This is a genomic window from Mesorhizobium maamorense (genome assembly GCF_044998965.1).
Classification (GTDB): domain Bacteria; phylum Pseudomonadota; class Alphaproteobacteria; order Rhizobiales; family Rhizobiaceae; genus Mesorhizobium.
In genome coordinates this window covers 3562200-3577600 of record NZ_CP173356.1, presented here as the reverse complement: position 1 = coordinate 3577600, position 15401 = coordinate 3562200, and the positions used below count along the sequence as shown (strand labels likewise).

Annotated in this window: 15 protein-coding genes; 13 read left to right on the top strand and 2 right to left on the bottom strand. The window is 61.6% G+C overall.

What is annotated here, in order from left to right; all coding sequences use genetic code 11:
- The first annotated feature begins 14 nt into the window (after positions 1 to 14).
- The 4 genes from ACIU1A_RS18085 to ACIU1A_RS18070 all read left to right on the top strand — a co-directional run bounded on the left by ACIU1A_RS18085 (position 15) and on the right by ACIU1A_RS18070 (position 3341).
- Positions 15 to 842 (top strand): MurR/RpiR family transcriptional regulator, encoded by an 828-nt coding sequence (locus tag ACIU1A_RS18085; RefSeq protein WP_140656667.1) that lies wholly within the window; start codon positions 15 to 17, stop codon positions 840 to 842.
- Positions 826 to 1392: an ROK family protein gene (locus tag ACIU1A_RS18080; RefSeq protein ID WP_404924846.1), complete on the top strand. Its 567-nt coding sequence runs from the start codon at positions 826 to 828 to the stop codon at positions 1390 to 1392. Before ACIU1A_RS18085 ends, ACIU1A_RS18080 begins: the two co-directional genes overlap by 17 nt.
- Positions 1393 to 1812: 420 nt before the next feature.
- On the top strand, positions 1813 to 2724 hold the full coding sequence (locus ACIU1A_RS18075) for a hypothetical protein (protein WP_404924845.1): 912 nt from the start codon (positions 1813 to 1815) through the stop codon (positions 2722 to 2724).
- Entirely contained in the window at positions 2721 to 3341 is a 621-nt protein-coding gene (locus ACIU1A_RS18070; RefSeq protein ID WP_404924844.1) for a hypothetical protein, read from the top strand. Before ACIU1A_RS18075 ends, ACIU1A_RS18070 begins: the two co-directional genes overlap by 4 nt.
- A gap of 494 nt (positions 3342 to 3835) precedes the next feature.
- Here ACIU1A_RS18070 and ACIU1A_RS18065 read toward each other — a convergent pair whose 3' ends face one another.
- The gene (locus ACIU1A_RS18065) at positions 3836 to 4714 is read right to left on the bottom strand and encodes a GNAT family N-acetyltransferase (protein ID WP_140656679.1); all 879 of its coding nucleotides are present in this window, start codon (positions 4712 to 4714) and stop codon (positions 3836 to 3838) included.
- A 233-nt stretch (positions 4715 to 4947) separates the two neighbouring features.
- Here ACIU1A_RS18065 and argE point away from each other — a divergent pair, with 233 nt between their 5' ends.
- From argE to ACIU1A_RS18040, 5 genes are all read left to right on the top strand, one after another.
- Positions 4948 to 6072 carry an acetylornithine deacetylase gene (gene argE, locus ACIU1A_RS18060; RefSeq protein WP_404927956.1) on the top strand — a complete coding sequence of 375 codons (1125 nt, stop codon included), beginning with the start codon at positions 4948 to 4950 and terminating at the stop codon, positions 6070 to 6072.
- 17 nt (positions 6073 to 6089) lie between these two features.
- Entirely contained in the window at positions 6090 to 7013 is a 924-nt protein-coding gene (locus tag ACIU1A_RS18055; RefSeq protein ID WP_140656680.1) for a glyoxylate/hydroxypyruvate reductase A, read from the top strand.
- A gap of 15 nt (positions 7014 to 7028) precedes the next feature.
- Positions 7029 to 7385, top strand: a complete 357-nt coding sequence (locus ACIU1A_RS18050) for a cupin domain-containing protein (RefSeq protein WP_140559989.1) — start codon at positions 7029 to 7031, stop codon at positions 7383 to 7385.
- A 229-nt stretch (positions 7386 to 7614) separates the two neighbouring features.
- Positions 7615 to 8658: a tartrate dehydrogenase gene (locus ACIU1A_RS18045; protein WP_140656682.1), complete on the top strand. Its 1044-nt coding sequence runs from the start codon at positions 7615 to 7617 to the stop codon at positions 8656 to 8658.
- Between the two features lie 20 nt (positions 8659 to 8678).
- A complete protein-coding gene (locus tag ACIU1A_RS18040; RefSeq protein ID WP_140656683.1) occupies positions 8679 to 10154 on the top strand; it encodes an NAD-dependent succinate-semialdehyde dehydrogenase in 1476 nt (491 codons plus the stop codon).
- Between the two features lie 149 nt (positions 10155 to 10303).
- Here the strand turns inward: ACIU1A_RS18040 and ACIU1A_RS18035 are convergent, their stop codons facing one another.
- Positions 10304 to 10993, bottom strand: a complete 690-nt coding sequence (locus ACIU1A_RS18035; RefSeq protein WP_140656684.1) for a haloacid dehalogenase type II — start codon at positions 10991 to 10993, stop codon at positions 10304 to 10306.
- A 522-nt stretch (positions 10994 to 11515) separates the two neighbouring features.
- Between ACIU1A_RS18035 and ACIU1A_RS18030 the strand changes: the two genes are divergently transcribed.
- The 4 genes from ACIU1A_RS18030 to tnpC are packed head-to-tail and all read left to right on the top strand — an operon-like array spanning position 11516 to position 15281.
- Positions 11516 to 12868, top strand: a complete 1353-nt coding sequence (locus ACIU1A_RS18030) for an aspartate aminotransferase family protein (RefSeq protein ID WP_404927955.1) — start codon at positions 11516 to 11518, stop codon at positions 12866 to 12868.
- Between the two features lie 35 nt (positions 12869 to 12903).
- Positions 12904 to 13350, top strand: coding sequence for an IS66-like element accessory protein TnpA (tnpA, locus tag ACIU1A_RS18025; RefSeq protein ID WP_404924843.1), 447 nt, complete (start codon positions 12904 to 12906; stop codon positions 13348 to 13350).
- Complete coding sequence (gene tnpB / locus ACIU1A_RS18020) at positions 13347 to 13703, top strand: IS66 family insertion sequence element accessory protein TnpB (RefSeq protein ID WP_404924842.1); 357 nt, start codon at positions 13347 to 13349, stop codon at positions 13701 to 13703. The genes tnpA and tnpB overlap by 4 nt, the downstream gene beginning before the upstream one ends.
- 48 nt (positions 13704 to 13751) lie before the next feature.
- Positions 13752 to 15281 (top strand): IS66 family transposase, encoded by a 1530-nt coding sequence (gene tnpC / locus ACIU1A_RS18015; RefSeq protein ID WP_404924841.1) that lies wholly within the window; start codon positions 13752 to 13754, stop codon positions 15279 to 15281.
- Positions 15282 to 15401: the final 120 nt, after the last annotated feature.

Sequence of the window (15401 nt, the reverse complement as noted above, 5' to 3'; positions counted from 1 at the left end):
AACCAGGAACGGTTATGACACATGCGCTGATAGCCTCGCTGAGAGCGGCGGCCGGAGACATGACGCCGGCGCTGGCGCGAGTCGCCGAGACGGTGTTGGCGCAGCCAGACGCCACGCTGCGCCAGAGCATCACCGAGCTCGCCGAGGTGTCAGGATCGTCGGAGGCAAGCGTCATGCGCTTCTGCCGCGACCAGGGCTTTACCGGCTTCCAGGATTTCAAGCTGGCGCTGGCCAAGGAACTGGCGACCGACGAGCGGGCGCGGGACATTGGCTCGCCATCCGACGACATCCAGCGGCTGGTGGAGACCGCGATCATCTCGCTACGCGAGACCGAGCAGCTGATCGTCCGCAAAGATGTCGCTACCGCTTCGCGAAAGCTCCTCGACGCCTCCGTAGTCGAGTGTTTCGGCATCGCCGCTTCCGCCGTCACGGCGCAATACCTTGCCTACAAGATGACCCGCATCGGCAAGTTTTCCCGCGCTCTGGGCGACGCGCATCTGGCGGTCATGGCGGCGGGAACCGCCCAGTCCGGCACCGTGCAGGTGGTGATCTCGAGCTCGGGCTCGACCATCGATGCCGTGCGCGTTGCCGAGCTCGCTCGCTCGAAGGGCGCCTTCGTCATTGGGATCTCCAACCGCTCGAAGAGCCCGCTGATCGCTGCCTGCGACCTGGCGCTGATCGCTTCCTGGCCGGAGACCCCGCTCACTGGAGGCGCCTTCCCGTCAAAGATCAGCCAGCTGCTCATCGTCGATGCGCTGGTCGCCGAGATGACCAGGCAGGATCCGAAGCGGCTCGTCGAGCTCAGCCGCACAGCGGAGGTTGTGAGTGACCGTAGCTTCTGATTTGTCGGTGCTCGCAGTCGACATCGGCGGCACCAAGATAGCGGCAGCGGAAGTCAGCGGCGAAAGGATCGCCAAACGGTGGCAGGCGCCGACACCACGTACCGGCAGGGGCGACGATCTCATCGCGGCCATCGCCGAGCTTGCGCCGAAAAGCGGTTTTGGCGCGGTCGCCGTCGCCACCACCGGCATCGTGCGCGACGGCGCGCTGACGGCGCTGAACCCTCAGACCCTACCGATCGAGGACGGCTATCCGATTGCCTCAGCGATCGAGCGCGCCTTCGGCATGCCGCCGCTCGTCGTCAATGATGCGCAGGCTGCTGCCTGGGCCGAATTCAGGCTCGGCGCCGGCAGAGGTTTTCGCAACTTCGCCTTCTTCACCGTTTCGACCGGCATCGGTTGCGGTCTTGTCGTCGACGGCCGGCTGGAAAGCGGCGCCACCGGGCTCGCCGGCCATGTCGGGCACGCGATGTCGGATCCCGGCGGGATCCCGTGTGGTTGCGGCCGGCGCGGCTGCCTGGAGACGGTTGCCTCGGGTAGCCGCATTCGCTGAGCCATGGCGGTGGTTTGCGGAGAGCCGATTCGCTAGAAGGGCGAGTTTCCAGTCTGACCCATCCGAAACCGGACTGTCTGCTCGCGTGATGAGTTTCGGGCGCCGGCAGGCGTACGAAAGTCCCCGAGGAAGGAACCCGCGGGCCACAGGCGATGGCTATGGGGATTTCGGATTTCGGCAGATGTCGGCGATGGCGCGACCGCCGTCGGGAAGCGGCGGGTTTGACGCGGCCGGACCGCTTCGGCTCGCCTCCGCGCGGTGTTGTCCACTGGCGGTACGGCAATGCGATATGGAGCTCGATAAGCGAATCTGGGAAGCTTGTCTCCGATGGCAGTGTGCCAAACGCCTTGAGAAGATGGGCCTTACGCCCAGCTACGCAGCTATCGACATTGACCGCACTCCTTGCTTTGTCTGATTGCTATGGAACACCGCTTCACCCGCCAGGAACTATATGACCGCGTTTGGTCCAAGCCGATGTCGCATTTGGTTGCCGAGCTGGAGACGACGGTGGGAATTCTTACAACGCTACTGCGCCGTGCCGACATCCCGACGCCTTCGGCCGGGCATTGGATGCGAAAGGAGTTCGGGAAGCCAACCGAACAGCCGTCGTTGCCGCCAGCACCAGGTGGATGTGTCGAACCGCTAATTCTGGACACCGAGACGCGAGGGACTAAGCGCAATCTTAAGCAAATCAAAACGGAGCTCGAAGTGGCTCCCGCTGCAAGGCCAGACGTCCAAGCCGCCGAGAGTGAAAATAAGCCTCCTCAACCACCGAAGCCGCGTCCGAGCAAACCGACAACGATGACGCGCGAGGATCTCTATCGCGCGGTGTGGACGACACCGATGTCGAGATTGGCCGAGGAGTATGGAATTAGCGGCAATGGCCTCGCCAAGATCTGTGGACGCGAGGACATTCCATACCCGCCCCGTGGCTATTGGGCGAAGCACGCTGTCGGCAAAGCGCCGAAGCAGACGCCGATGCCGAAATCGAACGGCGCGCGAACCATCATCATCCGTCCGACGCCGTTGCCGCCACCGCTAGTCGAATTGCCGCCTGAGGTTAAACAGCACGCAGACAGAGCGCGTGCCAATGCAATTGGACTCGCAGTGCCGGAGCGTTTGGTGAGACCGCACGCAGTGATCGCGTCATGGCTCGCTGAGCATGAGGAGAAAAAGCGGCGGGCGCGACAGGAACGCGACCCGTGGAGGCGCGATCTGTATCGCCTAGTGAGTTCACTGAAACGGATCGTCGCAAGCATCGCATTTTGGATGCGCTGTTCAAGGCAGTCGAGCGTCAAGGCGGAGAGGTTAGGCAGGGGGAGCGGGGAATGATCCTCGCCGAAGTCTCGGGCGAGAAATTTGAGTTTCAGGTTCGCGAAAAGCAGAAGCAGGAACGCCGGCCGTTGACCGAGGATGAAAAGCGGTGGCGCTCGCCGGGAGAGAAAAACTGGAAGCAGGAGCTGGTTTCCACGGGACGGCTCGTTATTGAGGTCAAGACTTGGCAGTGGCCGACCGGTCTTTCGCGCCAATGGATTGAATCCGAAAAGCATCCGATGGACACCATGCTGCCCGACATTGTTGCAACGTTCATTGCAGCCGGACCGCTCCTTGTGCAGCAACGTAAGGATCGAGAGGCGGCTGAACGCGAGCGGCAACTTGCCGAACAGCGCCGCTACGAAGAAGAGCGACGGCGCAAGCGCGACGCGAACCGTTGGCGGCGTCTCAAGGAGATGGCGCAGGATTGGCGTGAGCTTGCAACGGTTCGTGATTTTCTTGCGACACTAAGGTCGATGAACGTCGACCCGTCTACTGAGATCGAAGGGCGGAGCGTGGCTGAATGGATTGCGTGGGGCGACAATTGGCTTGAACGTGCCGACCCCACGGTCAACGGCGTCGATAGCGTATTCAGGCAGATCGCTGCCATTACCGATTGGACCTACCGAGATTGATCAGAACGGGTGCGCAGCGAGTTCAGAAGTGATGCGCCCAGGCAGAAAGCTAGTCCCTTTCTTGATCTTTAGGTTCGCCGGGCCATACGAGAGAATACGAAGGAAATGGGTTGGCGAACCAGCTGCTAACATATTGATTTTCTGTAGAAAACGATGGCCCTCCGGGCCCACCATTGTCAAAAATATCAAATACTTACCGGGAAATCTTCTCAGGTAAGTTCATTTATATCGGCTAAGCTCAATGGCGTTCGAAAAAAACATTTGGGCCTTTTGCGCGGCAACTCTCCTTCTCATCGAAGACACTCGTCACACATAATACAGAAATTCTGGCGTCGAAAGGTTGCTCAAGTCCTGTGCGGTGATCGGCGGCAACGACGTGCAAATGGGATGGTTTGAGCGATTGATCGAGAATGCCGCGACGGCCAATTAGCTGGCGCGAAACCGCACTACCACAATCTGCATTGGCGCCTTTCGGCCGGATTGTGGTGCGGTCCTCAGCTCAATGCGTGGCCGGCCAATCCATAAACCCACGGTCCGTTTTCTTCCCGGTTCAGGAATCGGCGTCCTTTGGACATGGTCGTAACGGTCTCGGCAAGGCCAAGGCCGCACTGCTCGAGAAACATGGCAAACACGCCATCCTTTTCCCGGGTATCCACTCGGACGAAGCGTCCTGCAAGATTTCTAAGATGGACGGCAGTGAGATGGACCGCGTCCAGATCGCTGAGCGCGACCATCGGGCCGATCACATAACCACGCCCGAACTCGCGACACATGGAATAGCCGACGATCTCGCCGCCACGGCTCAAAGTTTGGATTGAGGCATTCGCCGAAAGCTGTGCGAGCAGCCTCTCGCGGTCTATCCCAAATGCACGCTTGTCGAGCGCCATGATTGCTGTCAGCCGGTCGCTCGGCAGCGCCTGCAATTCGCCCTCCATGGCCGGCATGGCCGGGAGTGCCGGAGGAACCTCCCCCTGATGCATATATACGATCGCCTCGCTCGTGAAACCGAGTGAGACATAGAGGGGATAGGCGGCATGGGTGGCATTAAGCGCCAAATTGCGATCGCCACACTGCTCAAGCACCTGGTCCATGAGCCATCGGCCGCCCCCTTGCGCTTGCGTGCGGGGCGTCGTGATCACGACGCCGATGGTGGCGAAATCGTCCCCTTGCGGAAACCACATCGCGCTGCCGAAAACCCGGCCAATGCCGTCTACGGCGACGATGCCACGGCCGGCACGGCGCAGAAACTCCCAATCCTTGGGCCGATGCGGCCAGCGGACTGAGATCGACAGCGCGTGGAGCAGCTCGACTTCGACTTCGTCGATGTCCCGCGCGACCAGTTCGAAAGACTTCAGGCGCACTGATCTCTGCATTTCAGTCGACCCGCTCCTTATCCAAGTCCCGTGCTCGCGCCCACGTCCTGACGCCGCTGACGGTTCCGCAGCCGTCTTTTGCCCTATGATTGCATCCGAAAGCCAGCAGGTTTCGCTGGTTACGGACCGATATTCGAAATCTTCGGCCAAAGCATAGCTTCATTCGGCACGGAATGCTCTCGCCTGCTGCCACACTTGTTGCATCCAGCGAACTGCGAGTGGAGCGGCGCCCTGTGAATGTCGAAGAAATTCTTGCGAGGCTGATCGCGTTCCCCTCGGTCGTGGGCTCGCCCAATGGCGCGATCGTCGACTGGGTGCGTGAATATTGCCAGGCGGCCGGAGCAGAAGCGACCGTCCTTCGCGGCCCCGAAGGCGATCGATCCAACCTGTTCGTCACAATCGGACCTCGGCGCGCCCGCGGCTACATCTTGTCGGGCCACATGGATGTGGTGCCGGCCGGGGAACGGGAATGGCACTCGGATCCCTTTGTGCTGCGCCAAGACGGCGCCAGGCTGCATGGTCGCGGCACGTCCGACATGAAGGGCTTTCTCGCTTGCGCGCTGGCCGCCCTGCCGCGGCTTGCGGCGATGGACTTGCAGCGGCCAATTCATCTCGCATTCTCCTATGACGAGGAGGCAGGTGCCCGTGGCGTGCCGCATCTCATCGCCGTCCTGCCAAGCCTGTGCGAGAGGCCGCTTGGCGCGATTATCGGTGAGCCGAGCCGGATGGAAGCCGTGCGGGGGCACAAAGGCAAGGCGGCTGCGCGGCTCGAGGTGATCGGACGGTCCGGCCATTCTTCACGGCCTGAGCTCGGGCTGAATGCCGTGCATGCAATGGCAGGTCTCGTCACGCAGGTGGTGGCCTATGGCCAGACCCTTGCGAACGGACCGTTCGACACGGATTTCGCGCCTCCATACTCGTCATTGCAGGTCGGTGTCATCGCCGGCGGCCAGGCCGTCAACATCATCCCCGATCGCTGCACCGCCGACATCGAGGTCCGTGCGGTGCCGGGCGTTTCCCCATCATCCCTGATCGAGCCGGTAAAGGCCAAGCTAGCGGCTCTACGTGACAGCGGCTTTGAGGTGGCGTGGCATGAATTGAGCGCGTATCCGGGGCTTTCGCTCGCGCAGGAGAGTGACTTGGCAGCCCTTCTGGTCGAGTTGACGGGGCGGGAGCCCCTGTCTGCAGTGAGTTATGGGACGGAGGCTGGCCTCTATCAGCAGGCCGGCATCGACGCGATCATCTGCGGTCCCGGCGATATCGGCCGGGCTCATCGTGCCAACGAATATATCGAGATCGGCGAACTTGCTGCCTGCCAGAGCATGATCGAGCGTCTCGGCTCGCGCCTTGCCGCGTAGCGGGAGAGGGTGGGGTCATGGCTTTTCTTTTCAATTCCGACCCGGTGCGCGCAGCGGTCTTCCGCAAGGTTTTCGCACGCGAGCTCCCGGACGTCGAACTGTTCCACAGCAGCGAATGTGTCGACCCGGAGAAGGTGCGCTACCTCCTGACCTGGACGGCACCAGATGACATCGCGCGCTATCGCAATCTCGAAGTGCTGTTTTCGCTTGGCGCCGGCGTCGACCAGTTCAAGCGTGAAAGCCTGCCTCGGCGGGTGAAACTGGTGCGCATGGTCGAGGACGGCATCATTCGCATGATGCAGGAATATGTCGTTCTTGGCGTGCTCAGCCTCCATCGGGATATGGTGGCGTATCGTGAACAGCAGAAGCGCCAGGCATGGCTCGGTCTTGCCGCTCCGCAGGCGACCGAACGCCGCGTAGGGTTTCTTGGCCTCGGCATGCTGGCGCAGGCGGCTATCGAGCGATTGCTGCCGTTTCGCTTTCCCCTCGCTGCCTGGAGCCGAAGCAGGAAGGAGATCGACGGCGTCACCTGCTTCCATGGCGCGGATCAGCTTGCCGGTTTTCTCGCGCAGACGGATATTCTCGTTTGCCTGCTGCCGCTGACGGAAGAAACCCGCGGCATCCTTGATGCGGAACTCTTCTCCCGGCTGCCAGCCGGGGCGAGGCTGCTGCATGTCGGCCGCGGGCCGCAGTTAGACCAAACCGCCCTGCTCCAGGCTCTCGACAACGGTCACCTCGCCGCCGCGATGCTCGATGTTACCGATCCCGAGCCGCTGCCGGACGACCATCCACTCTGGCGGCACCCGAAGGTGGCGATCACGCCGCACATCGCTTCCGTGACGCAAGCAGATTCCGCGGCGCAATCCGTCGTGGACAATATCCGGCGCCACCGCGCCGGAGAAGAACTGATCGGCCTCGTCGATCGGACACTCGGCTACTAACCAGGGAAACATGACATGTCACTTCTGATCACGATCGACACAGATCCGGCCTTCGCGCCCAAGCAGGCATTACCGGCTCCGGAGCGGCTCATCTCCGGCAATCCATCCTTCAAGACTTGGGCGCAGGACGCTTCGAAAGGCGAAAAGGTCCTGACCGGCGTCTGGGAGGCGACGCCTGGCGAAACGCATTCGATCAAGGGCACGACCTGCGAATTCTGCCACATCATTTCGGGTCTCATCGAGATCGAGGAGAAGGGCGGTGAGACCAAGACTTACCGCACCGGCGACAGTTTTGTGATGAAGCCCGGCTTTGTGGGCGTATGGCGCACGATCGAAACTGTGCGCAAGATCTACGTCAGCGTTTACGACTGAGCTCAAGGCTCAAGGTTCGGCCGAATAGCGCGCGCAGCGGTTCCAGAACAATCGACTTTCCAAGTCCCGCCCGACGCGATTCGACGCCGTCGGGCGGCTCATCCTCGACGGAAAATGCGGCGCGCTGTCGACTATTGTTCCGATGAAACCCGGTACGAGATGCCGAATGTCGCTGCCGTGTTGAGCAAGCTGCGACCTTCGGTGCCCGTCGGTCTCCAGGAGGACCTCAATGAAGGCTTACACGATAGCGCACATCCCAGGCGACGGCATCGGCAAGGAGGTGACCGAGGCGGGATGGGAGGTGCTGCAGGCTGCGGCAAAGCGAGGCGGTTTCGCCCTTGAGAATACAAGGTTCCCATGGTCGTGCGCCTACTACCTGGAAACCGGTGCGATGATGCCCCCAGACGGCGTCGAGATCCTACAGAAATTCGATGCGATCTACCTCGGCGCCGTGGGGTGGCCAGCGAAGGTGGCCGACTCCGTATCGCTTCACGGACTGCTCCTGCCGATCCGCAAAGGATTCACGCAGTATGCCAACATACGGCCGCACAGGCTGTTGCCAGGCGTACAGGGGCCCCTTCGCCGTGATGGTTTCGATATACTGTGCATCCGCGAGAACACGGAAGGCGAATATTGCGGCGCCGGTGGGCGCATTCATACCGGCACGGCCAATGAGGTCGCGATCGAGACGGCAATCTTCACGCGTACGGGTGTCGAACGGATCCTTCGTTTCGGTTTCGAACAGGCGCGGACGCGCCGCAAGAAGCTTGCATCCGTCACCAAATCCAACGCGCAGAAACATTCCATGGTTTTCTGGGATGAGGTCACGCGCGAGGTGGCGAAGGACTACGCCGATGTGGAGGTCTCGCAATACCACGTCGACGCCATTGCCGCCCGCATGGTCCTGGCGCCTGAAAGCCTCGACGTGATCGTCGCCTCCAACCTTTTTGGCGACATCCTCACGGATATTGGAGCGGCCATTCAGGGCGGGCTGGGTTACGCCGCCTCCGCCAATATCAATCCCGATCGCAGCGCGCCTTCGATGTTCGAGCCGGTCCATGGTTCGGCACCCGATATCGCAAATCTCGGTATCGCCAATCCGATCGCCGCGATCTGGTCCGGCGCCATGATGCTCGGGCATCTGGGCGAGGGGCAGGCGGCAGCCGAAGTGATGTCGGCAATCGAGTCCGCAACCGCACGCGGGATAGGCACGATTGCAGGCAAGGACAGGACTGAAGCAATCACGCAGGCCGTGCTGGCCGGATTAAGCTGAAAGAGCAGAGGAAAAGAACCATGAACGCAATAACGAAGATTGGTTTCCTGAAGGATGCGGACCTGTTTCGCCAGCGGGGACTCATTGGCGATGTCTGGCAGCATGCGCACAGCAACGCGACTGTCGATGTGATCGATCCGGCCAGTTTGGAAGTGCTTGGAACCGTACCCGACATGGGCCGGGATGAGACAAGGGCTGCAATAGATGCAGCGCAGGCAGCGTTCAAGGACTGGAAAGCAAGGACCCATGCCGAACGCGGAGCGCTTCTGGAACGCTGGCACGGTCTGATACTGGAAAATGAAGAGGACCTGGCGTTGCTGCTGACGCTGGAACAGGGCAAGCCTCTGGCGGAGGCGCGCGGTGAAATCCGCTATGGCGCCTCCTTCGTGAAATGGTTCGCCGAAGAAGCACGCCGGATCGGTGGCTCGACCATTCCGTCGCCCACGCCAGATCGCCGCATTCTGGTGCTGAAGGAGGCCGTCGGCGTCTGCGCCATCATCACGCCATGGAATTTCCCCAACGCAATGATAACGCGCAAGGTGGCGCCGGCGCTGGCCGCGGGTTGTACGGTTGTCATCAAGCCGTCGGAATTCACGCCATTCTCGGCACTAGCGCTCGGCGTTCTGGCGGAACGGGCAGGTATCCCTGCCGGCGTGATCAACATTGTCACCGGCATGCCCACTGAGATCGGCAACGAACTGATGGCCAACGAGACGGTGCGCAAGATCTCGTTCACCGGCTCGACCCGCGTCGGAGCGCTGCTCATGCGTGGCGCGGCCGATAGCATCAAGCGCCTCAGCCTCGAACTCGGCGGCAACGCGCCCTTTATCGTCTTTGACGACGCTGATCTGGGCAATGCAGTCGAGGGGGTGATCGCATCCAAGTTCCGCAATGGCGGTCAAACCTGCGTCTGCGCAAACCGGATTCTCGTGCAGGCGGGCGTTTACGACGCTTTCGCAGAAAAACTGAGCCAGCGCGTATCGCGAATGAAGGTTGGCGCAGGGACCGACGAGGGCACGGAGATCGGCCCGATGATCAATGCGGCAGCGATCGACAAGATCGAGCGTCACATCGCCGATGCACAGGCGAAAGGCGCGCGGATCATCGCCCAGAGCGAGACGGTGCCGGACGGCAAGCAATATGCACGGCCCATCGTGCTGGGAGGAGCTAAGACCGAGATGCTCCTGGCGTCGGAAGAGACCTTCGGCCCGGTGGCGCCGCTTTTTCGCTTCGAGACGGAAGAAGAGGCCATCGCGATCGCGAACGGTACGCCCTTTGGCCTTGCCGCGTACTTCTACACCGACAACCTCAACCGGTCATGGCGTGTCGCCGAAGCGCTGGAGTTCGGCATGGTAGGGCTCAACACAGGCATGATCTCGACCGAGGTTGCGCCTTTCGGCGGTGTCAAGCAGTCAGGGGTGGGGCGCGAAGGATCGCAGCTCGGCATCGAGGAATATCTCGAGGTCAAGACGCTTCATGTTGGCGGGCTTAACTAGGCAGTAGGTGGCAGCACCTGCAGCTTCCAAAGCGTTGGAACAACAAGAAAGGGGCGGTGAAAACCGCCCCTTTCTTTGTATTGCGACCAGTGATCATTAACGTGGTGGGGAGCGCCTCAGCCTGGCGCGACTGCACTGGCAATAGACGTTCAGGCGAATTCGCGAACGGGCTCCAATCCGACGGCGCCGGCCAGCCCGCCGATGTCCTTGATTTCGGTGTATTCGTAGAAGGGGTTCGCGGGTTCGTGGCCACGATTCACCCACACCTTGCTCTTGATGCCAAGATCATAGGCGGTCATGAGATCGTAGCGGAATGAGGACGACACGTGCGTGATGTCTTCCGGGCCGCAGCCGAGCTTGTCGAACATATACTCGAAGCCCTTCATATGCGGCTTGTAGGCGCCGGTCTCCTCGGCCGTGATGATCGTGTGGAAAGGTGCGCCAAGTTTCTCAACGTTCGACATGATCAGGCTCTTCATGGAGTTCGATAGGATCACCAACGGAATCTCCTTGGCGACCCTGGCCAGCCCCGCCGGGACATCCGGGTGCGGACCCCATGTCGGTATTTCTGCATGGATGCGCTGGGCATCTTCGGGGCGGAACGTCACATTGTTGCGCTTGCAGGCGCGCTCCACGGAATTGTGCACGACCTCGCTGTAGGGCTTCCAGGCGCCAAGAACCTCATCGAGGCGATAGGCCGAGAAGTCCTTGATGAACTGCGCCATCACGGTTGGGGAGAGTTGCGCACCGTAAACTCGTCTCGCCGCGCCGGCCATGTCGAAGTTGGTCAGCGTACCGTAGCAATCGAAGGTGATGTATTTCGGTCTGAAACGCGTCATTGGCGTCTATCCTTCCAATCTTGGCGGCACCGCGTGCCTTTAACGACAAGTATCATAGTGAGAGCCGGATAAGACTAGTCACCGCATTCGATGCGCCATGAAGCAGATTGTTTTGTATCGCGCGAGAGCTTTGGCAGAGAGTTGCGCCCGAGTTCGTTTCGAGCTCGGCGGGAGCGCGATCTTTCAGCCGTGCGTCCGCATAACATGCGGTGCCAGCGGCAAAGGAAAGTCAAAACGCCTATCGCTCACGTTCTGGTCGGGAGGAACTGCTGTCGGCCGCAGCTTATCTTGGGCCTAGGAAAATTCAGGCCCGGAATGAACCATGACCGCGCAGCAGATCACGCTGGAAACGATGACAATGGCGCATCCGAGCGGTGCGGTCGAACTCACCCGTCGCAGGCTGACTCACCTCGGCGGTGGCATAACGATGCGACGAACCGCAGGCGAGTTGAAGGACGAAACCGCGCCACACCGAACCTATGCGCTCGTCAGTCGGGCGCTACGCTGAAATCGGAGGAAGAAATGCTTGCAAACTCCCTGATCGAACTCGATCGCGCACATCTGGTTCACCCGTTTTCATGTTATCGGAGCCACGAAGAGACGGGCGTGCGGGTGCTCAAATCCGCCAAGGGCGCGACGGTGACCGAGGCAAGTGGGAAAACATTGCTGGACGGGTTCGCGGGTCTCTGGTGTGTCAACATCGGATACGGGCAAGAAAGCGTCGTCGAAGCAGCGGCCAAGCAGCTAAGAGAGCTTCCTTACGCGACGGGATATTTCGGGCTGGGGTCGGAGCCGGCCATTCGTCTCGCAGCGCGGCTTGCCGAACTGGCGCCTGGCGATCTGAACCATGTCTATTTCACACTGGGCGGTTCCGACGCGATAGACAGCACCATCCGTTTCATTCGCTATTACCACCATGCCAAGGGGGCGCCGCAAAAGGACCAGTTCATCTCGGTCGAGTATGGCTACCATGGATCCTCGACGGCAGGATCAGGTCTGACCGCGATCCCGGCTTTCCATGCGGGTTTCGGCGTACCATACGACTGGCAGCACAAAATTCCTTCGCACTACGCCTATCGCAATCCGGTCGGTTCCAACCCGCAGGCGATTGTCGATGCATCGGTCGCGGCGCTGCGGGCCAAAATCGCTGAACTCGGCGCCGATCGCGTCGCGGCCTTCTACGCTGAACCTATCCAGGGTTCGGGCGGTGTCCTGGTTCCGCCGGCAGGCTGGCTAAAGGCTTTGCACGCCGTGTGCAAGGAACACGACATTCTGTTCGTTGCCGACGAAGTCATCACTGCCTTTGGCCGCACTGGCCCCCTTTTCGCGTGTGAGGAAGACGAGGTCGTGCCGGATTTGATGACCACGGCGAAGGGACTGACGTCAGGCTATGTGCCGATGGGCGCCGTCTTCATGGCCGACCATGTCTACAATACGATCGCGGACGGAGCCGGCAAAGCGGCTGTCGGCCACGGTTATACCTACTCAGCCCATCCGGTGAGCGCCGCTGTCGGGCTCGAGTGCCTGCGTCTCTATGAAGATGGCTTGCTCGAGAATGGCCGGAAGGCCGGGAAGCGCCTGATGGAAGGCCTCCGCTCGCTTGCCGATCACCCGCTGGTTGGAGATGTTCGCGGTCGCGGCATGCTGGCTGCGATCGAGCTGGTCACGGACAAGGCGCGCAAAACGCCGCTGCCGGCGGCGGCCGATCCGGGGCGCCGCATCTTCGAGCGCGCCTGGGAGAACGGCCTTGTCATCCGCGCCTTCAACAGCGGCATCCTTGGCTTTGCGCCGCCGCTCTGCTGCACAGACGACGACATCGATGGTATCCTCGAACGTAAGCGCTGTTCCGGCGGCACCTTTCGCGCGTGGATGTAAGGGACGATGTTCGAGGCCTTTGAGGGCTTCGACATATGACGGTTTCAGAGTTTACGCTTAAGTCCAGGGACGGTGAGCCGGTCCGTCGGCTGGAGATCTTCACTGGTTCGGGTCGGCGGCGTGAGTGGCCGCCGGAGGAGAAGGCCCGGATAGTGGCGGAGAGCTACGAGGCGGGCGAGACGGTTTGTGCTGTGGCACGCCGGTATGGACTTTCCCCGCAGCAATTGTTCACCTGGCGTCGGGCTGCTCGCCGGCCGATGGGGGAGGAAGCGATATCGGAATCCATGTTCGTGCCGGCGGTGGTGACGGCAGCGCCTCCGACGCCTGCGGCGAAGCATCGGCCACAGCCAAAGAAGCGGGAGCCGGCTCGAGACGCTGGTGAGATCGAGCTCGAGATCGACGGCATCGCAATGCGGGTGGGTCGTGGGGCGGATTCGAAGACGGTTGCAGCGGTGATCCGTGCGCTGAGGGCAACGTCGTGATCGGGCCAACGGGAGCGGTCAAGGTCATGGTGGCGACGAAGCCGGTCGACTTCCGCAAGGGAGCGGAAGGTCTGGCAGCGCTCGTGCGCGAGGCTATGGGCGCGGATCCGTTCTCGGGCGCGGTCTACGTGTTCCGGGCCAAGCGGGCCGACCGCATCAAGCTCGTCTACTTCGACGGCACGGGCGTATGCTTGTTCGCCAAGCGGCTGGAGGATGGCAAGTTCTGCTGGCCGGGCATTACCGATGGTGTCGTGCGACTGACGGCGGCACAGTTGCAGGCACTCCTGGAAGGCCTCGACTGGCGGCGGGTGCACGAGACGCGCCAGATGCGTGTTCCAACGACGGCGAGCTAACCATCGCATTATTGCCAAATCACTGGAATCCATGCTTGAATCCGCTTCGTGACTGACGCGGCCGCTGCCCTACCCGACGATCCTCAAGCGCTTCAGGCGATGCTTCTGGCCGCGCGCGCGGAGAATGAGAGGCTCCGCCAAATCATCAAGGAGTTGCAGCGCTATCGCTTCGGCCGAAGGGCGGAGAGCCTGCCTGAGGACCAGCTGCTTTTGGGGCTGGAGGAAGCCGAGCAGGTAGAGGCGGAGGGCTTCGCCAGCGCGGAAGCCGCGGACCCCTCAAAGCGTGATGCCAGGGCTCGTAAGCGTCGCGCCAACCGCGGCTCGTTGCCCACCCATCTGTCGCGCGTCGAGCAGGTAATCGACATTGCCGACAAGATCTGCCCGTGCTGCCAAGGTCAGCTGCATGTTATGGGCGAGGACGTCTCCGAGCGTCTCGACATCGTGCCCGCCCAGTTCCGTGTGATTGTCACCCGTCGACCGAAGTATGCCTGTCGGGCCTGCGAAGAGGTGGTCGTGCAGGCGCCAGCGCCGGCACGTCTCGTCGAAGGCGGCATTCCTACAGAGGCCACGGTGGCTCATGTTCTGGTGTCGAAGTATGCCGACCACCTTCCCCTATATCGTCAGGCCCAGATCTACGCCCGCCAGGGCGTCAATCTCGACCGTTCGACACTCGCCGACTGGGTGGGCAAGGCAGCTTTCCTGCTTCGCCCTGTGCATGAGCGGCTGTTCGAGCGGCTGAAGGCTTCAGACAAGCTCTTCGCGGACGAGACCACTGCGCCTGTGCTTGATCCGGGCCGGGGGCGGACCAAAACGGGGCAGTTGTTCGCCTATGCCCGAGACGACCGACCTTGGGGCGGAATGGACCTACCCGGCGTCGCCTATCTCTACGCTCCGGACCGCAAGGCCGAACAGCCGATCCGGCATCTTCAGGGCTTTGTCGGAACCCTGCAGGTCGACGGATACGCGGGTTACAAGGCGCTGGCCGAACGCAACGCCGTGAGCTTGGCCTTTTGCTGGTCGCACGTGCGTCGCCGCTTCTATGAGCTCGCGCAGTCCGGCCCCGCGCCGATCGCGACGGAGGCGCTCGCCCGCATCGCCCAACTCTACCACGTTGAGAGCGATATCCGCGGTCGTTCCGCCGACGAACGCCGCGCCGTCCGGCAGGAGAAAAGCCGTCCCGTCATCAATGCCCTTGAGCCGTGGCTTGGACAGCAACTCACCCTTATCAGCCAGAAGACCAAGCTGGCGGAAGCCATCCGCTACGCGCTCTCGCGCTGGCAAGGTCTGACACGATTCCTCGACAACGGTACGATCGAGATCGACTCCAACGTCGTCGAGCGCGCCATCCGTCCCATTGCGCTGAACCGCAAGAATGCGCTCTTCGCCGGCTCCGACGGCGGCGCCGAGCATTGGGCAACGATCGCTTCGCTGATCGAGACATGCAAGCTCAACGGCGTCGAGCCTCACACCTACCTCGCTGACGTGATCGCCCGGATCGTCGCCGGCCATCCACAAAGCCAGATCGACGATCTGCTGCCTTGGGCCTACAGACCTATGCCGCTCAAGGCAGTGGCCTGAGAACAGCGGTTACCCTCGAACGCACCCGGATGACGCTGGATCAAACCCTCGAAGACAAGGATGTGCGGGAAGCGATGAAGGGGTGATCGTCGCCATCGCCGAAGCGAACTTGGCAATTGT

Excerpts from the sequence above, each read along its gene's own strand:
- ACIU1A_RS18085 (WP_140656667.1), top strand. The coding sequence starts at position 15 with ATGACACATGCGCTGATAGCCTCGCTGAGAGCGGCGGCCGGAGACATG.
- ACIU1A_RS18075 (WP_404924845.1), top strand. The coding sequence starts at position 1,813 with ATGGAACACCGCTTCACCCGCCAGGAACTATATGACCGCGTTTGGTCC.
- ACIU1A_RS18070 (WP_404924844.1), top strand. The coding sequence starts at position 2,721 with ATGATCCTCGCCGAAGTCTCGGGCGAGAAATTTGAGTTTCAGGTTCGC.
- ACIU1A_RS18065 (WP_140656679.1), bottom strand. The coding sequence starts at position 4,714 with ATGCAGAGATCAGTGCGCCTGAAGTCTTTCGAACTGGTCGCGCGGGAC.
- ACIU1A_RS18055 (WP_140656680.1), top strand. The coding sequence starts at position 6,090 with ATGGCTTTTCTTTTCAATTCCGACCCGGTGCGCGCAGCGGTCTTCCGC.
- ACIU1A_RS18050 (WP_140559989.1), top strand. The coding sequence starts at position 7,029 with ATGTCACTTCTGATCACGATCGACACAGATCCGGCCTTCGCGCCCAAG.
- ACIU1A_RS18045 (WP_140656682.1), top strand. The coding sequence starts at position 7,615 with ATGAAGGCTTACACGATAGCGCACATCCCAGGCGACGGCATCGGCAAG.
- ACIU1A_RS18040 (WP_140656683.1), top strand. The coding sequence starts at position 8,679 with ATGAACGCAATAACGAAGATTGGTTTCCTGAAGGATGCGGACCTGTTT.
- ACIU1A_RS18035 (WP_140656684.1), bottom strand. The coding sequence starts at position 10,993 with ATGACGCGTTTCAGACCGAAATACATCACCTTCGATTGCTACGGTACG.
- ACIU1A_RS18030 (WP_404927955.1), top strand. The coding sequence starts at position 11,516 with ATGCTTGCAAACTCCCTGATCGAACTCGATCGCGCACATCTGGTTCAC.
- tnpA (WP_404924843.1), top strand. The coding sequence starts at position 12,904 with ATGACGGTTTCAGAGTTTACGCTTAAGTCCAGGGACGGTGAGCCGGTC.